The sequence below is a fragment of the Pseudoduganella dura genome, from assembly GCF_009727155.1.
In the GTDB taxonomy this organism is placed as follows: Bacteria; Pseudomonadota; Gammaproteobacteria; order Burkholderiales; family Burkholderiaceae_D; genus Rugamonas; species Rugamonas dura.
Window position 1 is genome coordinate 2,162,014 of the sequence record NZ_WNWM01000002.1, and the last position, 20,582, is coordinate 2,182,595.

The window sequence follows — 20,582 nt, forward strand, 5'->3', positions numbered from 1 at the left end:
CGGTTCCTTCAGTCGCGCAGCGTGCGGCCGGTGAGGTCGAGGAACACATCCTCGAGACGCGCACGCGCGGTGGCGAAGTGCACCGGCACCTGCCCCCGTTCGCGCAGCCAGTCGAGCACGGCGATGGCGTGCGCGCCGTCCTGCAGGCGTATGTCGAGTGCGGCGCCGGTGCCCTGCACGCCGGCGACACCCGGCAGCTGCGCCAGCGCGGCGGCCAGCGCGGCGGCCAGCGGTCCGGCCAGCTCGACATGCAGCGCGGCCCGGGCCGGCAGTCGCGCATACAGCGCGGCCGGGCTGTCGTCCGCCAGCACCCGGCCATTGTCGATGATCACGATGTGATCGGCCAGCCGCTCCACCTCTTCCATGTAGTGGCTCGTGTAGACGAGCGTGGTACCCGCGCGCTGCAGCGCTTCGAGCGTGTCGAAGATCGCGTTGCGGCTTTGCGGGTCGATGCCCACGGTGGGTTCGTCGAGGATCAGCAGCGCCGGCTCGTGCAGCAGCGCGGCGGCGATATTCAGGCGCCGCTTCATGCCGCCGGAGAACGTGGCGGGCTTGTCGCGCGCGCGGTCGGCCAGCCCCACCAGCGCCAGTACCGCGCCGCAGCGGCCAGCCAGGGCCGCGCCCTTCAGTCCGTACAGCGCGCCGAACAGCTTCAGGTTGTCGAGGGCGGACAGGTCGTCGTACAGCGCCAGCTCCTGCGGCACCAGGCCGATGCGGCGCCGCGTGTCATGGTGGCCGGTACCGGTCGGCCGGCCATCCACCAGCACCTCGCCGGCATCGGCATCGAGAATGCCGGCGATGATGCCGACGATCGTCGATTTGCCCGCGCCGTTCGGACCCAGCAAGCCCACCGTCTGGCCGCGCCGCGCCTGGAACGATGCGCCATCCACGGCACGCCGGCCGCCATAGGCCTTGGCCAGGTTGCGTACCTCCAGCAGTACCTCCGCCGCCCCTCCCTGCCCTGCTTCCTGTCCTGCCTCCTGCCTTGCTACCCGCATCACTTTCCCTCACGTGAAAACGGCACCGCCCATGCGATGCCGTCTGTTCGTCAAGCGTTGCGCACCGGTCAGGTCGCGTAGCGCACCACGTTGTCGCTCCACTCGAACGCGGACATTTCCAGTTCCACCAGGTCATCGGTCGACATTTCGAGGTCGCGCAGCGCCGGCATGATGGCCTCTTCCATGTCTTCGATGCGCTCGATGCATTCGGCCAGCTTCAGCAGCTCGCCGAAGAAACCGGTGCGGTATTGCAGCGCTTCCGCCACTTCGTCGCCGACGGCGATCTGCATCAGCAGTTCGGCCATCGGAATCGAGAACAGCGTGTCCATGAGAGACATGATGCCGACCGTGAACGCGATATCGGCCACGTGGCGGTGCGCCGGACGCAGCTTGTGCGCCAGCAGTTCCAGCAGCCGGCCGCGGGTGGTCGCCAGCATCAGCAGCGGCGTTTGCCCGCCGCCCCGCTTGCCGGGTTCCGCATACAGCATGATCTGCAACCAGCGCTGCAGCTGGCGGCGGCCCAGGATCGTCACGGCCTGGCTCAGCGAATCGATGCGCTGGCGGGCGCCCACGGCCGGCGTGTTGACCAGGCGCAGCAGGTTCATCGCCAGCGACGCGTCGCGCTTGATGGCGCGCTCGATCACGATATTGTCGGCATCGGATACCACGAGCGTCATCAGTTCCATCACCGCCAGTTGCGACGGCGACAGCTTCTTGCCGCTCATGATGAGCGGCCTGGCGAAGTAGTAGCCCTGGAAGTAATCGAAGCCCAGGTCGAGACATGCCGTGAACTCCTCGCGCGTTTCCACCTTTTCCGCGACCAGCCGCTTGCCGTCGCCCTTCAGGCGCGTGGCCAGGGCGGCCAGCGCATCGGGTGGCAGGCCGTCCTGCCGCCCATGCTCCAGGCCGCGCATGCTCAGCTTGACGAACTGCGTCATCGGCAGCATTGCCTGCAATTGCGCGCTGTCGCCGCGCACGTCGTCGAGCGCGAACTGGAAGCCGTGGCCGGCCAGGTCCGCCATCCGCGCGAGCACCGCCGGCGTGGCCTGCAGCGTCTCGACGATTTCCAGCACGATCTTCTCACGCGGCAGGAAACCGAAGATGTCGCTCATCAGCGCACCTTCGTCGACGTTGACGAAACCGAGGCCGTCGCCGATCACCTTTTCCACCCCCAGCTGCGACGCGTGCGCCAGCACGGCGGCGGTGGCCGACAATTCACTGGTATCGATTTGCGCCGGCCCGACCGGCCCGTTACGGAACAGCAGTTCATAGCCGAACAGCGCGCCGCCGCGGTCGAGGATTGGCTGGCGGCCGAGATAGAACTCGCGCACGCGCAGGGAGCGGGAAAGGTCGGCGGTGCCGGACAGGTCGATCATGGGAAAACGTTCTCTCTATTCTTTTGTTTATTCTGACATTCCCGGCGCGGCCGTTGGTGGAAATATGTTTTTCTGAGGTAATCCATCCACAAAACACAGCATTTCGCCGGCTGCGCACGCGGTCCAGCGCTCGTTGGTGGTGAGCGGCTGCGTGACGATGATCGCCACCCGGTCGTGCGGCGTGGTCACCTGGGAAAAGTCCACGCGCACATCCTCGTCCGACAGGATCGCGGTATCGAACGGGTGCTGGCGCACCAGCCAGAACAAATTCGTGGAGCAATGCGCGAACAGTGCCGAGCCGTCGGACAGCATCATGTTGAATGTGCCATGGGCGGCGACATGGGGCACCAGCCGGCCCAGCGCCGCGGCGATCTCGGCCAGCGCCGGGCGGGTGTCGCCGAAACGCCTGCGCAATTCCTGCAACAGCCAGCAAAAGGCACGCTCGCTGTCGGTGGTACCGACCGGGCGGTAGGGACCGTCGAGTGGAGGATTGAACCCCTTCAGGTCGCCGTTATGGGCAAACACCCAATACCGGCCCCACAGTTCGCGCATGAACGGATGGCAGTTCTCGAGCGAGACCTCGCCCTGCGTGGCCTTGCGGATATGGGCGATGACGTTGCGTGACTTGATCGGATACGTCTTGATCAGCGTGGCCACCGGCGAATCGACGGCAGGCTGGTGATCGACGAAATGGCGCACGCCGGCGCCTTCGAAGAAGGCGATGCCCCAGCCATCGTGGTGGACATCGGTACGGCCGCCGCGCAGGGCGAAGCCGGTAAAGCTGAACACAATGTCGGTCGGCACATTGCAGTTCATTCCCAGGAGTTGGCACATGGTATGACGTGGTAAGGTCTTGCCGACCGTCACCTTACCACAGGTGCGCCTCCGGTTGATCGGGGAGCGCGGACCGGCGAAGCTGCCAGCTGGCGATAAAACCCGTCAGCGCGGCAGAGTCAGTACAGCAGGGTCAGTGCAACAGTACGGGCTGGCTCATCAGCGAATCGTAGTTGCCGAGGAATTCGTCGATTTCCTCCATCGTGGGTTCGTTGGCGATGAGCTGGTTGACGTCGCGCCGGAAATTCTGCGCCAGCACGCCGGCGATGAAGATTTCGCGCTTGCCGCCCTTGTCGACAATTTCATAACCGCCGAAACGCAACGATTCGAGATCGCGATCAGGTCCGAATTCGACGACGCTGTACTGCTCGCTGTTATAGATGAGGTTCATATCGCTTCCTTCTCTCAAGGGCAGAACCGGCAGGTTCCGTATAGTGGGCTTCGCACTCTGTACAGCTCGTATAGCGTTTGCAGTGTAGCGTTTGATATCGAAATGGGGCTGTGCCAGCCCATTTCAAGAGGCGTGCCGGCGAAGTCAGGAAGCGTTGACAGGTGCCGCGACATCGTCGCAGAGGGACAGCAGCGTATCGTAGGGCGGCGCCGACAACATCGCGCGCAACTGTCCGACATGGGTGGCATCAGCCAGGCTGATAAAAAGCTGCGCCGGCGGGCGCCGCAAGAGACGATTCAATGTAACACGCAACACCACGTTCCCGGCGCAACATAGGCAACCGGGCGCGATCCGGTGCATTTGCACGCCGGCCACGTCGGCGAGCGGGGAATGCGGGTCGGCCAGGCCTTCGACGATGACCGCCACCGGCCCGGGTATCGCGGATGGAGAGGCGGCATTCGGGGAAGCGCTCGATGGGGCAATCCCGGACGAAGGGCCGCCGGGGGCGGCGCAGGTCGCCGGGACGACGGCCAGGCGCGCAGCGATCGACGTTTCGCGATCGAGCGCGCACCGGCCGGTCACCAGTGTGGCAGGTACCCTGGACAATTTCAGACTTGCTGGTTCTTCTTGGCGAGCTTGCCCGGTTCCACGCCGAGCTGCTTGAGCTTGCGATAAAGGTGGGTGCGTTCCAGGCCGGTTTTTTCCGCCACCCGCGTCATGCTGCCGCCCTCGCGCCCCAGGTGGTGTTCGAAGTACATGCGCTCGAACGCATCGCGCGCCTCGCGCAGCGGCAGGTCGAACGACAGGCTGAACATGTGGCCTTCGCCGCCGCTGCCGCGCGCCACGGCGATGCCATGCGCGCCCTGCGGCGGCGCCGGCTGCGCGCCGAAACTCGGTGGCGCCGCTTCCTCGACCGGCGGCAAGGCGGCCGGGCGCTGCGCCATCACCGGCGGGCGCGCCACTTCCTGCCCACGCGCCAGGCCCGCCTGCACGGCCTTGAGCAGCTTTTGCATCGCAATCGGCTTTTCGAGGAAATTGAGCGCGCCGATGCGGGTGGCCTCGACCGCCGTATCGATCGTTGCGTGGCCGGACATCATAATGACCGGCATCGTCAACAGGCCATCGCGCTGCCATTCCTTCAACAGCGTGACACCGTCAGTATCGGGCATCCAGATATCGAGCAGCACCAGGTCCGGCGCTCCGGCGGCGCGGGCCTGGCGGGCCTGTTGCGCGTTCTCCGCCAGCGTGACCGCGTGTCCCTCGTCACCGAGGATTTCCGAGAGAAGCTCGCGGATACCCATTTCATCATCAACTACGAGAATATTTGCCATCTATGCCTGCCCTTCTGTTCTTTTTCGCCGGCTGCCCGGCCTTGTTCTGGTACTGACAATGATTTTATTCAGGCTTCAATATTATGCCAACTGCACCGGTGCCAACTTTAACAGCAAAATCAGTACCGAAGCGCCACAACCGTCCGGATGGTTCTGGATATCGATCCTCCCCCCGTGCTCGTCGATGATCTTCTTGACCATCGCCAGGCCCAGGCCGGTGCCGCGCGCCTTCGAAGTCACATAGGGCTCGAATGCGCGGGCCAGGATCTTCGGCGCAAAGCCGGGGCCATTGTCCGAGATCGACAGGCGCACCGCAATGCGCGTGCCGCCGTCCGCGCTCTGGTAATGAATCGCCTCGGTCACCACGTCCACCCGCGGCGGCCGGCTCCCCTCGGGCAGGTCGGCCAGCGCATCCTGCGCATTCTGCAGCAGATTATGGATCACTTGCCGCAACTGCGTCTCGTCGCCCATCACCAGCGGCAGGTAGGGCGCCAGTTGCGCGCGGATGATGTCGTTGCCGTCGCCGGCCACGTACAGGTGAAGGATCTCTTCCACCAGCTCGTTCAGGTCCAGCGGCCCAAGCTGCGCCGGCGGCGTGCGGGCGTAGTCGCGGAAGTCGTCGACCATCCGCTTCATCGCCGCCACCTGGTTGACGATCGTGTTGGTGCTCTTGTTGAGCAGGTCCACGTCGGGCTGGGCCAGCTTGCTTTCAAGCTTCATCTGGAGCCGCTCGGCCGACAGCTGGATCGGCGTCAGCGGGTTCTTGATCTCGTGCGCCAGCCGGCGCGCCACCTCGCCCCAGGCGATCGAGCGTTGCGCCGAGATCACGTCGGTGATGTCGTCGAATACCACGATATAGCCGCCGCCGCCTTCGAGCGGCAGGCGCGAGCCCCGCGTCAGCAGGATCAGGTCGTTGTCGTCAGGATTGCCGGCCAGGCGCGGGATCTCGATCTGCCGCTGCCAGTGCAGGCGCTGGATATTGCGGCCGGCGGCCGATTGCGCGCTCTGGGCCGAAAACGCGGCGATGACGGCGGCGGCGAATTCGTGCATGCCATCGACTTCGGCCAGGGGCCTGCCGATCAGCGTGACGCCGGCTTTCTGCAGGATCCGTTCGACCGAATCGTTGCAGGTGACCAGCCGGAATTCGCCATCGAGCACCATCACGCCGGCCGACATGTTGGCCAGCACGGATTCCAGGTGGGCCTTGGCATTCTGCAGCGCGATGCGATTGCGCTCGACCGCGCTGCGCGCATCGGAGAGCTGGCGCGTCATCGCGTTGAAGCTCTGGGTGAGCGTGCCCAGTTCATCGGAACTGGCGACGATCGGGCGCGGCGACAGGTCGCCTTCGGCGACGGCGCGGGTGCCCTCGGCCAGCAGCAGCAGCGGCTGCGCGAGGTCGTTCGCGATCAGGAACGCGGCGGCGATCGCGCCGAACACGGCCAGCAGCAGCGTCAACGTCAGCATTTCGATGTACATCCGCCGCAGGCCGAAGCGGGCCACATCGCGTTCCTTGTATTCGCTGTAGGCGGTGCGCAGCATCTCGCCGTCGTTGGCAAGTTGCGGCGAGACCGCCTGGATGATCTGCAGGTAGCGCGGCGCCAGGCGCCCGCCGGAAGGCTGGACCGGATCCGGCACCGGCATCAGGATACGCAGGCGCAGTACGTTGTTCGGATCCGGCGGGGTGCCGGCGGCGCGCTCGTCGCGCGCTTCGCTGCCGCCTTCGGGCACCGCGTAAGGCGGTTCTTCCTGCGCCTTGGCCATCATCGCGACGGTTGGCAGGTCGGCCGACAGGTTGACGCGCCGCTCGCCCATCGCCGAGACGATCAGGCCGCCCTCGGCATCGACGATGATCGCGCTTTGCGTACGGGGGTGTTCCTTGACGAAGCGCGCCAGCGCCGAAGGCGCGGCATAGAACGGCAGCGCGGCCAGTTCCTGCGCGGTCTTGTCGGCCTCGGTCTTCAGTTCCGTGAGCGAAGCGTCGAGCGCCGAGCGGCCCAGGTCGAGCCCCGCTTCCAGCGCCTCCTCCACCCGCACGTTGAACCACGACTCGATCGAGTGCGACACGAACTGCACCGAAACCAGGAAGATCACGAGCCCGGGCAGCACGCCGATGGCGGCGAACAGCATCACCAGCCGCGTCATCAGCCGCGAGCCGAACTTGCCGCTCTTGTAGCGCGCATAGAGCCGGTACAGCGAAACGCCGACCAGCAACAGCAATGCCACGGCCACCGCGGCGTTGAGCCCCAGCAGCCAGGAATAATAACGATTGAAGAATCCGGAATTGTCGGACGCGGAAGCCAGCAGGAACAGCAGGATGCTGCAGACGGCGCCTGCGACGACGAACAGATACCGCAAGGTCTGGGCCACTTACTCCGCCCTGTACTGGAAGGTTCGCTTCTGCGAGGCCAGGTTCCAGTCGCGGTTGTTGAAGGCATTCACCTGGATCGGCTTGGGCAGGTAGTCGCGATCCATGCCCATGCTGAGGGTGACATTGTAGATTTCACCCACCTTCAGCGCTCCCCGCGGCGCCACCACCCAGCGCGTGGGGCGCCGGATGAAGAACAGCGCATCGTCCAGCGAATCGAAATTCTGCCGCACGCTGCCTTCGATCTGCACGTGGTACTGGCGCGTCAGCACGTTGTACCAGAGCTTGTGCGTGCGCCTGGCGGTGACCGCCTTCTCGTCGAACCAGTACCAGCGCGGGCGGGTGAAGGTGATCTGGGTCGAGAAATTCAGGGCCACGCCGTATTGCAGCGCGTCTTCGAGGCCGTGGTTCAGGTCGAACGAATACGCGGCGGACAGGCGGTAGCCCTCTTCCGCCGCTTCGATATAGGCACGGGTGATCTCCACGGTTCCCTCGGCGGCGCGCGCCGCCTGCGGCAGGGCGCAGGCCAGCATCAGCAGCATTTGCCAGCAGAGGAATCGAACGAATCGGGGGATCACTTGCGCTTGGGTTGGTTAGGGGCGAAAACAGGAACTAAAAAGTCAGGAGCCATGCCGCAAGGCGCGGCAAGACAGCTGGCCGGAATTTCTACGCATTCCTCGATCTACTCGTCTTTCCGGAACAACGCGTAAAACAGTCCATCGTGATCCTGTTCGGCCCCGCCCACGGGCAGCAGCTGACCGGGCGCATCGAGTCGCGTGGCGCGATTGCGCACCGCGAAAGCGGCCGCCTGCGCCTCGGATTCCTGCGGCCACAACGAACATGTCACGAACAGCAATTTACCATTGGGCTGCAGCATCTGCCAAAGATTGTCGAGAATTTGCCCGGAAAGTGTTGCAAGTTGGAGCGTATCGCCCTTGCGGCGCAGCCAGCGGATATCCGGATGGCGCCGCACGATGCCGGAGGCCGTGCACGGCACATCGGCGAGGATGCGGTCGAACGGCCGGCCATCCCACCAGTCGCGGCCTTGCGCCTCGGCTGCCTGGAGCGTGCCGGACAGCCCGAGCCGCTCCAGGTTCTCGCGCACGCGCGACAGGCGCTGCGCATCCGCATCCAGGGCGGTGACGTCGACGTCGGCCAGTTCGAGGATGTGGCCGGTCTTGCCGCCGGGTGCGGCGCAGGCATCCAGCACACGCATGCCGTCCTGGACATCGAGCAGTTGCGCGGCGAGCTGTGCGGCGGCATCCTGCACTGACACCAGGCCGGCATCGAAGCCGGGGATCAGGTGCACGCCCACCGGCTTGTCCAGCCGGACCGCATGCTCGCCGATGCGGCGCGCGCCAATGCCGGCCTCGGCCAGCATCGCCAGGTAAGCCTCGACCGTGCCCTTGCGGGTGTTCACGCGCAGCGTCAGCGGCGGCGCCTGGTTGCCGGCCGCGAGCACCTGCTCCCATTCCTGCGGATACGCGGTGATGGCGGCATCGATCCACCATTGCGGGTAATTCCAGCGCGCCTGCGGCTGCTGCATCACGTCCGCCAGCAAGGCATCGCGCTCGCGCAGGAAGCGGCGCAGCAGCGCATTGACCATGCCTTTCGCGCGCGCCGTATCCGGGTGCGCACCGGCGGCCGTCACGGCCTGGTCGACCACGGTAAACGCTTCATAAGGCGCCGGACCGTCGTCGCCGGCCTGCATCAGCGGCAGCGCCACGGCCAGCAGCGCCCCGACCAGCGGATCGGGTGCCTTCGGCGCCATCGCGGCCACCAGCGCATCGCTGCGCCCCAGCTGGCGCATCGCGCGGTAAGCCACATCCTGGATCGCGCCGCGCGCCTGTGGCGTGACGGCGGGATTGGCGAACACGCCGGCCAGCGCCGCGGGCAGCGCCATGCCGCTGCGCACCTGGACCACGGCGGTGGCCGCGCCCAGCAGCGCGAACGCCAGCGAATCGGCTTTCAACTCGGCCTGGAACTCCGTCTGCAGCCGTGGCTTCAGGTCGCGGTGGTGGCTGGCACGCGGGCCCGGCGGTGCTTCGGGCCGGGGCCGCGGCTGGTCGGCGGCACGCTGTTCGGCCGCGCGCTGCTCGGCCCTGCGCTGCGCACCCTTGGCGCGGGTCGCATCCCACGGGCTGGCGCCGGCGCCGAACTGTTCCGCCGGCTCAGGGCGCCGGGCCGGCTTGGCGGCCGGCTTCGCCGGCTCACGTGCCGCTGGCGCGGCGGCCGGCCTGGCCGGTTCCGCGGTATTGGCGACCGCCGGCCTGGCTGGCGCCGCGGTATTGGCGGCCGCCGGCTTGCGGGGTGCCGGCTTTTTCACGGCCGGGGCTGGCTTGCTCTTCAACGACAGCGTCGGGCGCTTGTTCATCGTGTTCTTTCGTGGTGCTCTATCAAGGGCAGGATTGTAGCAGCGCCGCGCCGGGGCCCGGCGCCGGCACGGGGCTCCTCATTCACTTGCAGGAAGCGCAAACCGGTATAATGTCCGATCTTTCAGACGCGTTTTGCGCGTTTTTTACACCGATTTACTTCCGTCCAGATCCGTACAAAACCGCCCATGCTCGCCCAACAAAAACAACAGATCGCCGCCCTGTTCCAGGCCGCCCTCGCCCCGCTGCTGGAAGGCACCTCCGTGACCGCCAACGTGGTGCTCGAGCGCCCGCGCGACCCGGCGCACGGCGACATTGCCTGCAATATCGCCATGCAACTGGCCAAGCAGCTGAAAATGAATCCGCGCGAACTGGCCACCAAGGTCGTCGGCGCGCTGCTGGAAAACCCGGAAGGCAAGGCGCTGGTCGCCTCGGCCGACATCGCCGGCCCCGGCTTCATCAACCTGCGCGTGACGGATGCCGCCAAACAGGCCGTCGTCAACACCGTGCTGGCCCAGGGCGCGGCCTACGGCCGCGGCGATACCGGCACCGGCAAGCGCGTGATCATCGAATTCGTGTCGGCCAACCCGACCGGCCCGCTGCATGTGGGCCATGGCCGCCAGGCGGCACTGGGCGACGCGCTGTCGTCGCTGTTCGAGGCCCAGGGCTTCGGCGTGACGCGCGAGTTCTATTACAACGATGCCGGCGTGCAGATCCAGACACTGGCCACCTCCGTGCAGGCGCGTGCCCGCGGCTTCAAGCCGGGCGACGCCGAATGGCCCGAATCGGCCTACAACGGCGACTACATCGCCGACATCGCGGCCGACTTCCTGCAGAAAAAGACGGTCTCCGCCAGCGACGGCGCGCCCGTCACCGCTTCGGGCGACGTGGCCGACCTGGAATCGATCCGCGCCTTCGCCGTGACCTACCTGCGCAACGAACAGGATATCGACCTGCAGGCGTTCGGCGTCAAGTTCGACAATTACTACCTGGAATCGTCGCTGTACAAGGACGGTAAGGTCGAGTCGGCGGTCAATGCGCTGGTGGCGAACGGCCACACGTATGAGGAAGGCGGCGCGCTGTGGCTGCGCACCACCGACTACGGCGACGACAAGGACCGCGTGATGCGCAAGACCGACGGCACCTTCACGTACTTCGTGCCGGACGTGGCTTACCACATCGTCAAGTTCCAGCGCGGCTTCACGCAGGCCATCAACGTGCAGGGCTCCGACCACCACGGCACCATCGCGCGCGTGCGCGCCGGCCTGCAGGCGGTGGGCATGGACATCCCGCAGGGCTACCCCGACTACGTGCTGCACAAGATGGTCACCGTGATGAAGGATGGCGCCGAGGTGAAGATCTCGAAGCGCGCCGGTTCCTACGTGACCGTGCGCGACCTGATCGAATGGTCCGGCGGCGGCGACATCGGCAAGGGCCGCGATGCCGTGCGGTTCTTCCTCATCTCGCGCAAGGCGGACACGGAATTCGTGTTCGACGTGGACGTGGCGCTGAAGACCAATGACGAGAACCCGGTCTATTACGTGCAATACGCGCACGCGCGCATCTGCTCGGCACTGGCGAACTGGGGCGGCGACGAAGCGCAGCTGGCCGGCGTCGACCTGTCGCTGCTGACCGCGCCGCACGAAGCGAGCCTGCTGGCCAAGCTGGCCGAGTATCCGGAAATGCTGCAGCGCGCCCAGAGCGAGCTGGGCCCGCACCAGGTCGCGTTCTACCTGCGCGACCTGGCCAGCGAACTGCACAGCTACTATTTCGCGCACAAGTGGCTGCTCGATAACGACGAGGCGTTGAAACTGGCCCGCCTGGCGCTGGCGGTCGCCACCCGCCAGGTGCTGCGCAACGGCCTCGCGCTGATCGGCGTTTCCGCGCCGGAGCAAATGTAAATCGTTCTGAAAGGACTTCCCGCATAATGAGTTTCCGCTCTTCCCCCCGGCTGCGCGTACGCCAGCAGGGCAGCACGCTGGTCGGCATCATCATCGGCCTGGTCATCGGCCTGGTCATCGCGGTGATCGTGGCATTGATGATCACCAAGGGACAGTCCCCGTTCACCGAACGCGCGGCCCGTGCCAAGCCGGCCGAATCGGCCGGCAAGATCGCCGATCCGAACAAGCCGATGTACGGCAACCGCGAAGCGGCGCGCAGCGCCAACCGCGACTTCGAGCGCGACCAGCAGCGCCAGGCACCCGCTTCTCCCGCCACGCCGGCACCCGCGCCGGCGCCCGCGCCCGCGGCCGATCCGCTGCAGGCAGTGGTCGATCGCATCCAGAACGGCCAGGAGAAGAAAGCTGCCGCGCCAGCCGCACCGGCGCCGCTGAACACCGCCGCACCGCCGGCACAGTCGGCCGCGCCGGCGCCCTCCCCGGCGGGCGAGGAAAAGTGGGTTTATTATCTGCAGGCCGGCGCCTACCGCGAAACGGCCGATGCCGAAGCGGTGCGCGCCAAGCTCGCGCTGCTTGGCTTCGAAGCCTCGGTCACCGACCGCACCACCGATTCCGGCGTGCTGCACCGGGTGCGCGTGGGCCCGTTCACGCAGGTCGAAGCGATGAACAAGGTGCGCGGCAAGCTGTCCGAAAACGGTGTCGACGTCGCCGTCGTCCGCAACCAGAAATAATGGAGAATCGATGCACATGTTGAAGAAGATCCTGTCCGCCACCGTGTTCGCCGCGGTGGCAATCGCCTCCGCCGGCGTGGCCGCCTCGCCCGCCGCGCCGAAGGAAGGCGCCGAGTACAAGGCGCTGCCGACGCCGCAGCCGACCGACAGCGGCAAGAAGGTGGAAGTGATCGAGTTCTTCGCCTACTGGTGCCCGCACTGCCACACGTTCGACCCCACGCTGTCGGCCTGGGTGAAGAAGCAGGGCGACAACATCGTCTTCAGGCGCGTGCACGTGCCGTACAACGAGCGCCTCGCGCCGCAGCAGAAGCTGTATTACACGCTCGAATCGCTCGGCCTGGCCGAACAGCTGCAGCCGAAAGTGCTGGCCGCGGTGCACGGCGGCGGCCAGAACTTCACCCGTGACGAGGAGGTGTTCGACTGGGTTGCGAAGAACGGCATCGACAGGCAGAAATTCATCGATGCCTACCGCTCGTTCGGCGTGGCCGGCAAGGTGCGCCGCTCCAGCGCGATGATGGAGAACTACAAGGTCGAGTACTGGCCCCTGATCATCGTCGACGGCCGCTGGCAGGCATCCCCCAGCCTGACGGGCGAAGCCAACAAGGACCTGAATACCGAAGCAGCGCAGCAGCAGGCCACCACGCAGGTGCTCGACTTCCTGGTTGCCAAGGCGAAGGCCGAGAAGAAGTAATGGCCGCTGCCGGGCCGCGCGTCTTCATCACGGGCGCCTCCAGCGGCATCGGCGCCGCCCTCGCCGCGCGCTACGCGGCGGATGGCGCCACCCTTGGCCTGTTCGCCCGCCGCGAGGCGGTGCTGCAGGAGCTGGTTGCCACCCTGCCCTCTCCCGGAACGGCTTCGCGTATTTCACCCGCCGCCCACCGCACCTATCCCGGCGACGTATGCGACCACGCGGCACTCGCCGCCGCCGCGCGCGACTTCATCGCGCATGCCGGCGGCATCGACATCGTGATCGCCAGCGCCGGCATCTCGCACGGCACGCTGACCGAGGTTCCCGAGGATTTGCCCGTGTTCGAATCGATCATCGCCACCAACGTGACGGCCACGGTGGCCACGTTCGCGCCGTTCATCGAAACGATGCGCGCGCAGGGCCACGGCACCCTGGTCGGCATTGCCAGCGTGGCCGGCGTGCGCGGACTGCCGGGTGGCGGCGGCTACAGCGCCTCGAAGGCGGCTGTCGTCACCTATTGCGAATCGCTGCGGCTGGAAATGCGGCGCCACGGCATCCGCGTGGTGACGATCGCGCCCGGCTACATCGATACGCCGATGACGCAGCAAAACAGGTACCACATGCCATTCCTGATGACGCCGGAACGCTTTGCAGCCAGGGCGGTGCGGGCGATCGGCGGCGGCGTGCGCTACCGCGTGATCCCGTGGCAGATGGGCGTGGTGGCAAGGCTGCTGCGCTGGCTGCCGGACGCGCTGTATGATCTGGCCTTTGCCCGCGCGCCGCGCAAGGCCCGGAAGAGCATGTCCCGGAACGCACCATGACCGTATCGACTTCCTTGCCGGACCCAGCGGCTATCCGCGCACGCTGCGCCGCCAGTGCTTCGCACGTGGTCATCGAAGCCGTGCCTGAAACGGGTTCCACCAACGCCGACCTGCTGGCACGGCTGCCCGCCGGCGAACTGGCTGGCCCCGTGCTGCGGATCGCCGATGTGCAGACCGCAGGGCGCGGCCGCGCCGGCCGGCCATGGCTCTCGGCGCCCGGCGCCTCGCTGACGTTCTCGCTGGCGTGGCCGTTCAAGGGGCCGCTGCAGCGGCTGGCGGGGCTGCCGCTGGCGGTCGGCGTGGCGCTGGCCGAAACGGTGGCATCGCTGGGCGTGCCGGTGCAGCTGAAGTGGCCGAACGACCTGATGAAGGATGGCGCCAAGCTGGCCGGCATCCTCGTGGAAACGGGCACCGCGCCCGATGGCGTGCTGTGGGCCGTGATCGGTTGCGGCATGAACCTGACGATGCCCGACGAGATGGAAGCGCGGATCGGCCGCGCGGTATCGTCGGCGCCCTGGCTGGCGCGGATGGACCGCGATGAACTGGTCGCACTGCTGCTGTCGCGGCTGGCGGCCGTGCTGGCCGAATTCGACGACACCGGCTTTGCCCCGTTCCGCGAGCGGTGGAACGCGCTGCAGGCGTGGCGCGGCCAGCCGGTCAACATCCTGGACCATGGCGCCGTGCGGCAACAGGGCCTGGCGGCCGGCGTGGACGACGCCGGCCGGCTGCTGCTCGACACGCCGGCCGGCACCGTGGCCGTGCTGTCCGGCGACGTATCGCTGAGGCTCGCATGACGCCGGCTCCCGTCGACACCTGGCTGCTGGTCGACGCCGGCAATACCCGCGTCAAATGGGCGCTGGCAGATGCCGCTGCGCCGCTGGGCAGCTGGCTTGCCCAGGGAGCGATGGCGCACGGCCTGCTCGATACGCTGATCGCCGAATGGCAGGCGGCCCAGGCCGAGCAAGGACGCGTCCCGGCGCGGGTGCTTGCGGCGAACGTGGCCGGCGGCGGCGTGCGCGCCGCGATCGAAGGCGCGCTGCGGGTGTGCGCGCCCGGTGCGGCGCTCGAATGGTTCACTTCCCTGCCGTGGCGCGCCGGCGTGCTCAATGGCTATGCCAACCCCGCGCAGCTCGGCTGCGACCGCTTCGCCGCCGCGATCGGCGCACGGGCCCTGGCACCGGGGCGCAACATCGTCATCGCCAACTGCGGCACGGCGACCACCGTGGATGCGGTCACGGCCGACGGCAGGTTTATCGGCGGCATGATCCTGCCGGGGCTGCGGCTGATGTCCGGCGCGCTGGCACGCAACACCGCGCAACTGCCGCAGATCGATGCCGGCACCGTGCTGCCGCCGGTATTCGCGGACAACACGCACGATGCCATCCTCTCCGGTTGCCTGGCGGCGCAGGCGGGCGCGATCGGGCGCGCGGTTGCCGCGCATGGCGGCGCAACATGTATCATCTCCGGCGGAGCCGCACCGCTGATCGCCCCGGTCCTGGCCGTGCCGGCGCGCCACGTGGACAATATCGTGATGCTCGGCCTGCACGCGGCGCTGCTGGCCGGCGGAATGGATGAAACATGTTGAAGGGATCATGCTGAAATTCGTTTTCCTTGCGCTGCTGGCCGCGAATGCGGCGCTGTTCGCCGTCGGCCAGGGCTACGTCGGCAACCTGGCCGACGGCGAGCGGGAGCCCGCGCGCCTCGAGAAGCAGCTCAACGCGAAAGCCTTGAAAGTGATCCCGGCCGCGCAGGCCAATGCCGCCGCCGCGGCCGCCGCACCGCCGGGGCCGCCGCCGAAGGATGAAACGGTGGCCGTTGCCTGCATCGAAGTCGGCAATTTCGTGCTCGCCGATGCGCGCCGCTTCGAAGCCGAACTGGCGCCGCTCGAACTGGGCGACCGCCAGTCGCGCCGCAACCTGCCGGGCCAGGAAGTGTCCAGCTACGTGGTCAACATTCCCCCATCCCCGAACCGGGAAGTTGCCAACCGCAAGGCCGCCGAGCTGAAGGCGAAAGGCATCACCAATTTCTACATCGTGCCCGACAACCAGCCGTTGCAGCTGGCCATCTCGCTGGGCGTGTTCCGGCAGGAAGCCGCCGCGCAGACGCAGCTCGCGGCACTCGTCAAGCAAGGCGTCACCGGCGCCCGCATCACGCCGCGCTACGCCCCGTCGAAACAGCTGGCCTTCCAGTTCCGCGACATCGGCACGACCACGCGCGCCCGGCTGGAAAAGATCGTCGGCGGTTTCAAGGAACAGCAGATCCGCAAGTGCCAATGAAACTTTCCTAAACCGGGGGCGAAGCAGGGGTTTCGCGGAGCGTGCTCCGCGCCTGCGAAGCGGGTGATGGCCTACCAGCCACTCCCCGCCCAGACCCCAGTTTCAGGAAATTATTTCCTTGGATTGGGGTCTGACCCCGGTTCCTGGCAACTAATTGACTTCGCGCTGCACGATCAGCGGGCGCAGCCGCAGGCCGCTGGGGAGCCGCGCGGCGGCGGCGGCGGCTTCCTCGCGGGAGACGAACGGGCCGCCATATAGCCGGTACACCGAACCGGCCTGCACCACGGCGAAGTCGCTGCCGCGGGTGGCGCCGGCGAGGCGCTCGCGCATGGCGGCGGCGCTGGCTTCCCTGGCGTAGGCGCCCAGCTGGAGGTAGAAGCCGCCCGATGCCGGCGCCGAGGTATCGGACGCCGTGCCGCGCGACAGGATGAAGCTCTCCAGCTCGTCCGGTCCGGCGCCCGCCAGCAGTGGCGCGCCGGGCTGCAGCGCGCTGACCGGCACGCCCTCGACCGCCGCGATGACGATGCCCGCCTTGCGCGCCGCGACGATCTTGTCGATTTCATCGGGCATGATGCGCGTGACTTCGAGCTCGCTGCTGCCGTTGAGCAGCAGCCCCAGCTTCAGCGCCGCCGTGTACGAAACATCGATCACGCGCGACGACTTGAACGGCCCGCGGTCGTTGACCCGCACCACCACGGTCTTGCCGGTCGTGAGATTCCTGACCCGCGCATACGAAGGTATCGGCAGGGTCGGGTGCGCCGCCGACATCTTGTACATGTCGTACAGCTCGCCGGACGACGTGCGCTGCCCGTGGAATTTCTTGCCGTACCAGGTGCCCATGCCGCGCACCGTGTAGGGCTTGTCGTTCGCGATCGGCTCGTAGGTGGTGCCGAACACCGTGTAGGGGCGGTTCGAGCGCGGCAGCAGCGGATCGTTGCGCACTTCGGCATCGGGCGTTTGCAGCAGGTTCGGCGGCGGGTCGTCGCCCGGCCCGTCGTCCTTGTAATAGCCGCCCCGCCCCGAACCGGCCGGCGGCAGGTCGGGCACGCCCGGTTCGCGGTGCTTCGGCTTGACCTTCGGCGCCCCCGGCAGATGGCCGACGATTTCCGGCCCGCCGCAGCCGGCCAGCGCCAGCATGGCGGCCAGCAGCGTGCAAGCCGCCGCGCGTTGGATCGAACGTTGCACGATATGCGCCGCCATCAGGTCTGCACCAGCTTGCGGTGGCGCTGCACGCTCATCAGGATGCCGGACACGATCCCCAGCGTCAGCAAGGCGGTGCCGCCATAGCTCATGAACGGCAGCGGCACGCCCACCACGGGCAGGATGCCGCTCACCATTCCCATGTTCACGAATGCATAGGTAAAGAAGATCATCGTCATCGCTCCCGCCAGCAGGCGAGTGAAGAAATTCGGGGCGCTCGCGGCGATCATCATGCCACGGCCGATCAGCAACAGGTACAGCAGCATCAGGAACAGGTTACCCATCAGCCCGAATTCCTCCGAGTACACGGAGAAAATGAAGTCGGTCGTGCGTTCCGGGATGAACTCGAGGTGGGTCTGCGTGCCCTTGGTCCAGCCCTTGCCCGCGAGGCCGCCGGAACCGATCGCGATCGTCGACTGGATGATGTGGAAGCCCTTGCCCAGCGGGTCGGCGGTGGGATCGATGAGCGTCATCACCCGCTCGCGCTGGTAGTCGTGCATCATCGACCAGGCCACCGGCATGAAGCAGGCGCCGGCCACCACCAGCGCCAGCATGGCCCGCCAGGGCAGTCCGGCCAGGTAGATTACCGCGAAGCCCGCGGCCACCACCAGCAGCGACGTGCCCAGGTCCGGCTGCCGCATTATCAGCCCCACCGGCACCATCAGCAGCAGCGCGCCGACCAGGTAGGAATGCCAGCGCAGGTGGCCCTGCTGGTTCTGGAAATACCAGGCCAGCATCAGCGGCACGGCGATCTTGGCCAGTTCGGAGGGCTGGATGTCGATGATGCCGATGTGCAGCCAGCGCCGCGCGCCCAGCTTGATCGTGCCGAACAGCGCCACCGCCACCAGCAGCAGTACGGTCACGCCATAGGCCGGCACGGCGATGCGCATCATGTTCTGCGGCGACACGTTCGCCGTGATCCACATCACCAGCACGCACATCGCGATGTTGCGCAGCTGGTCTTCGATCTTGCCAGGAATGCCCAGGCTGGCCGAGTACAGCGTGACCAGGCTGGTCGTCAGCAGCAATGCCAGCAGCAGCAGCAGCGGCGGATCGAATACGGCCACATAGGGTTTCAGGCGCCGCCACAGCGAGCGTCGTTCATTGATGCGCATGTTATTCCCTGTTCCTTGGCGGGACGGCCGCCGGTTGCGGCGCCGGCCGGGCAGGCGCCGGCACGGGCTGCCGCGCAGCCGCCGGCGGGGTCGCGGCCGGGGCCGCGCCAGAGGCCGGCCGTACCGGCATCAGTCCCAGCGATGGCGGCGCGGCGGCCGGCTTGCGCGCGGCGTTCGGCGCGGCGGCCTGCCCGGCCACGGCCTGCTGCGCCGCCAGTTCTTCCCGCGCCAGCGCCGCCTCTTCCTCGGCGATCGGGCCCTCGATGGGCTCGATCAGCTCGGCGTCTTCCTTCGGCACCCTGGCCGTGTTCTTCTCGGTCGGCAGCTTGCCGAGGATGTAGTAGTCGAGCACCTTGCGCGCGATCGGCGCCGCCACGGCGCCGCCGAAGCCGGCGTTCTCGACCACCATCGCGATCGCGATGCGCGGCTTGTCGGCCGGCGCGAACGCGGTGAACAGCGCATTGTCGCGCAGGCGCTCGGCCAGGTTCTTGGCGTTGTACTTTTCATTGGCGCGGATGCCCACGACCTGCGCGGTACCGGTCTTGCCGCCCACCGTATAGCCCACATTGGCAAAGGCGCGGGTCGCGGTGCCGCCCTGCTCGCTTACCACGCCCACCATCGCATCCTTGATGAGGTCGATGTTCTGCTGCTTCAGCGGAATACGATAGCTTTCCTTCGGCACCGTCAGCGTGCGCGCGCGCGTACCGCCATCCTCGACGATCTTCACCAGGTGCGGCTTCATCACCACGCCGTTGTTGGCCAGGTTCGCCACCGCGTGGGCGATCTGCAACGGGGTGTAGGAGTTGTAGCCGGAACCGTTCGATACCGAGATCGTGTCGCCGCCCACCCAGCGGCCGGCCGCCGGGTTCTTCTTGTAGCGCGCCTGCTTCCATTCGCGCGACGGCAGCACGCCCGTCTTCTCGTTTTCCAGGTCGATGCCGGTGCGCTGGCCGAAGCCGAACGGCTTCATGAAATCGTGGATCGCGTCGATGCCCATGTCGCGGCCCAGCTGGTAGTAGTAGGTATTGCACGAGACCACGATCGACTTGCGCAGGTCCACCGTGCCATGCCCGCCCGGCACGTCGTCGCGGAACTTGTGGGTGCCGAGGTACATGAAACCCGGATCGAAGATCGCCTGCGACGGGGTGCGCTTGCCCAGCTCCAGCGCCGCCAGCGCCATGAACGGCTTGAAGGTGGAACCGGGCGCATAGGTGCCGGATAGGGGCCGGTTCACCATGGGCCGGTCGAGCGACGTGTTCAGTTCGTTCCAGCTCTGGCTATCGATGCCGTCCACGAACAGGTTCGGGTCGTAGCCGGGGCGCGACACGTAGGCCAGCACGTCGCCGGTGGCCGGTTCGATCGCCACCAGCGCGCCGCGCCATTCACCGAACGCTTCCTCGGCCACCTTCTGCAATTCGATGTCGATCGACAGGATCAGGTTGCTGCCGGAGGTCGGCGGCGTGCGCGACAGCGTGCGGATCGCCCGGCCGCCGGCCGAGACTTCCACCTCCTCGTAGCCGGTGATGCCGTGCAGCTGCTTTTCATAGCTCTTTTCCAGGCCTTCCTTGCCGATGTAATCGGTGCCGTTGTAGTTGGCCGCATCCTCGCGTTCCTCGATCGCCCTGGCTTCCTTCTGGTTGATGCGGCCGATAAAGCCGATCACGTGCGACGCCGTTTCGCCCAGCGGATAGTTGCGGAACAGGCGCGCCTGCACCTCGACACCGGGATAGCGGAAGCGGTTGGCGGTGAAGCGGGCCACCTCCTCGTCAGACAGCCGGGTGCGCAACGGAACGCTGGCGAAGTTCTTCGACTCGTCCATCAGCTTCTTGAAGCGGCGGCGGTCCTTCGGGGTCACTTCCACGATCAGGGCCAGCGCATCGATCATCTCCTCGAGCGGGATGCGCAGCTTGGAAGGCGTGATCTCGAGCGTGTAAGCCGAGTAGTTGCGCGCCAGGACGACACCGTTGCGGTCCAGGATCAGGCCGCGGTTCGGCTGGATCGGCACCACCGCGATGCGGTTGTCCTCGGCCTGCGCCATGTAGTCGTTGTGCCGGATCACCTGCAGCCACACGAGCCGCGCCAGCAGCAGGGCGAAGCAGACGAACACGAGGAGGCCGAGCGCCGTCAGCCGCACCCGGAACAGGTGCAGTTCGCGTTCGTTGTTCTTCAGCTCAGTCATCGTTGCA

General features: G+C 67.0%; 19 protein-coding genes. 7 read left to right on the plus strand and 12 right to left on the minus strand.

Annotated elements, in window-relative coordinates; translation table 11 throughout:
* Positions 1-8: 8 nt before the first annotated feature.
* The 9 genes from GJV26_RS09520 to rsmB form a co-directional block, all read right to left on the minus strand.
* Positions 9-998: an ABC transporter ATP-binding protein gene (locus GJV26_RS09520; protein WP_155708617.1), complete on the minus strand. Its 990-nt coding sequence runs from the start codon at positions 996-998 to the stop codon at positions 9-11.
* A 68-nt stretch (positions 999-1,066) separates the two neighbouring features.
* Positions 1,067-2,374, minus strand: coding sequence for an EAL and HDOD domain-containing protein (locus GJV26_RS09525; RefSeq protein WP_155708618.1), 1,308 nt, complete (start codon positions 2,372-2,374; stop codon positions 1,067-1,069).
* Between the two features lie 27 nt (positions 2,375-2,401).
* Positions 2,402-3,208 (minus strand): class II glutamine amidotransferase, encoded by an 807-nt coding sequence (locus GJV26_RS09530; protein ID WP_155708619.1) that lies wholly within the window; start codon positions 3,206-3,208, stop codon positions 2,402-2,404.
* 133 nt (positions 3,209-3,341) lie between these two features.
* Positions 3,342-3,599, minus strand: a complete 258-nt coding sequence (locus GJV26_RS09535; protein ID WP_130186215.1) for a BTH_I0359 family protein — start codon at positions 3,597-3,599, stop codon at positions 3,342-3,344.
* A 144-nt stretch (positions 3,600-3,743) separates the two neighbouring features.
* Positions 3,744-4,025, minus strand: a complete 282-nt coding sequence (locus tag GJV26_RS30180) for a P-loop NTPase family protein (RefSeq protein ID WP_229419238.1) — start codon at positions 4,023-4,025, stop codon at positions 3,744-3,746.
* 182 nt (positions 4,026-4,207) lie between these two features.
* Entirely contained in the window at positions 4,208-4,930 is a 723-nt protein-coding gene (locus GJV26_RS09545; RefSeq protein WP_155708620.1) for a response regulator, read from the minus strand.
* Positions 4,931-5,011: 81 nt separating this feature from the next.
* Positions 5,012-7,297, minus strand: coding sequence for a sensor histidine kinase (locus GJV26_RS09550; protein ID WP_189441905.1), 2,286 nt, complete (start codon positions 7,295-7,297; stop codon positions 5,012-5,014).
* A complete protein-coding gene (locus tag GJV26_RS09555) occupies positions 7,298-7,837 on the minus strand; it encodes a DUF4390 domain-containing protein (RefSeq protein WP_229419239.1) in 540 nt (179 codons plus the stop codon).
* A gap of 140 nt (positions 7,838-7,977) precedes the next feature.
* On the minus strand, positions 7,978-9,303 hold the full coding sequence (gene rsmB, locus GJV26_RS09560; RefSeq protein ID WP_229419574.1) for a 16S rRNA (cytosine(967)-C(5))-methyltransferase RsmB: 1,326 nt from the start codon (positions 9,301-9,303) through the stop codon (positions 7,978-7,980).
* 552 nt (positions 9,304-9,855) lie between these two features.
* Between rsmB and argS the strand changes: the two genes are divergently transcribed.
* Genes argS through GJV26_RS09595 form a run of 7 tightly spaced genes read left to right on the plus strand, consistent with a single transcriptional unit; the run spans position 9,856 to position 16,081 of the window.
* Positions 9,856-11,568, plus strand: a complete 1,713-nt coding sequence (argS, locus tag GJV26_RS09565) for an arginine--tRNA ligase (protein WP_155708622.1) — start codon at positions 9,856-9,858, stop codon at positions 11,566-11,568.
* A 26-nt stretch (positions 11,569-11,594) separates the two neighbouring features.
* On the plus strand, positions 11,595-12,296 hold the full coding sequence (locus GJV26_RS09570) for an SPOR domain-containing protein (RefSeq protein ID WP_155708623.1): 702 nt from the start codon (positions 11,595-11,597) through the stop codon (positions 12,294-12,296).
* Positions 12,297-12,306: 10 nt separating this feature from the next.
* Positions 12,307-12,987: a thiol:disulfide interchange protein DsbA/DsbL gene (locus GJV26_RS09575; RefSeq protein ID WP_155708624.1), complete on the plus strand. Its 681-nt coding sequence runs from the start codon at positions 12,307-12,309 to the stop codon at positions 12,985-12,987.
* Positions 12,987-13,805 (plus strand): SDR family oxidoreductase, encoded by an 819-nt coding sequence (locus GJV26_RS09580; protein ID WP_155708625.1) that lies wholly within the window; start codon positions 12,987-12,989, stop codon positions 13,803-13,805. The genes GJV26_RS09575 and GJV26_RS09580 overlap by 1 nt, the downstream gene beginning before the upstream one ends.
* Positions 13,802-14,599, plus strand: a complete 798-nt coding sequence (locus GJV26_RS09585; RefSeq protein WP_155708626.1) for a biotin--[acetyl-CoA-carboxylase] ligase — start codon at positions 13,802-13,804, stop codon at positions 14,597-14,599. The genes GJV26_RS09580 and GJV26_RS09585 overlap by 4 nt, the downstream gene beginning before the upstream one ends.
* Entirely contained in the window at positions 14,596-15,390 is a 795-nt protein-coding gene (locus GJV26_RS09590) for a type III pantothenate kinase (protein WP_155708627.1), read from the plus strand. The genes GJV26_RS09585 and GJV26_RS09590 overlap by 4 nt, the downstream gene beginning before the upstream one ends.
* A 7-nt stretch (positions 15,391-15,397) precedes the next feature.
* The gene (locus GJV26_RS09595) at positions 15,398-16,081 is read left to right on the plus strand and encodes an SPOR domain-containing protein (protein WP_155708628.1); all 684 of its coding nucleotides are present in this window, start codon (positions 15,398-15,400) and stop codon (positions 16,079-16,081) included.
* Positions 16,082-16,231: 150 nt separating this feature from the next.
* Here GJV26_RS09595 and GJV26_RS09600 read toward each other — a convergent pair whose 3' ends face one another.
* The 3 genes from GJV26_RS09600 to mrdA are packed head-to-tail and all read right to left on the minus strand — an operon-like array spanning position 16,232 to position 20,575.
* On the minus strand, positions 16,232-17,266 hold the full coding sequence (locus GJV26_RS09600; protein WP_229427938.1) for a septal ring lytic transglycosylase RlpA family protein: 1,035 nt from the start codon (positions 17,264-17,266) through the stop codon (positions 16,232-16,234).
* Between the two features lie 14 nt (positions 17,267-17,280).
* Entirely contained in the window at positions 17,281-18,396 is a 1,116-nt protein-coding gene (rodA, locus tag GJV26_RS09605; RefSeq protein WP_155708630.1) for a rod shape-determining protein RodA, read from the minus strand.
* Between the two features lies 1 nt (position 18,397).
* Positions 18,398-20,575 carry a penicillin-binding protein 2 gene (mrdA, locus tag GJV26_RS09610; RefSeq protein ID WP_155708631.1) on the minus strand — a complete coding sequence of 726 codons (2,178 nt, stop codon included), beginning with the start codon at positions 20,573-20,575 and terminating at the stop codon, positions 18,398-18,400.
* Positions 20,576-20,582: the final 7 nt, after the last annotated feature.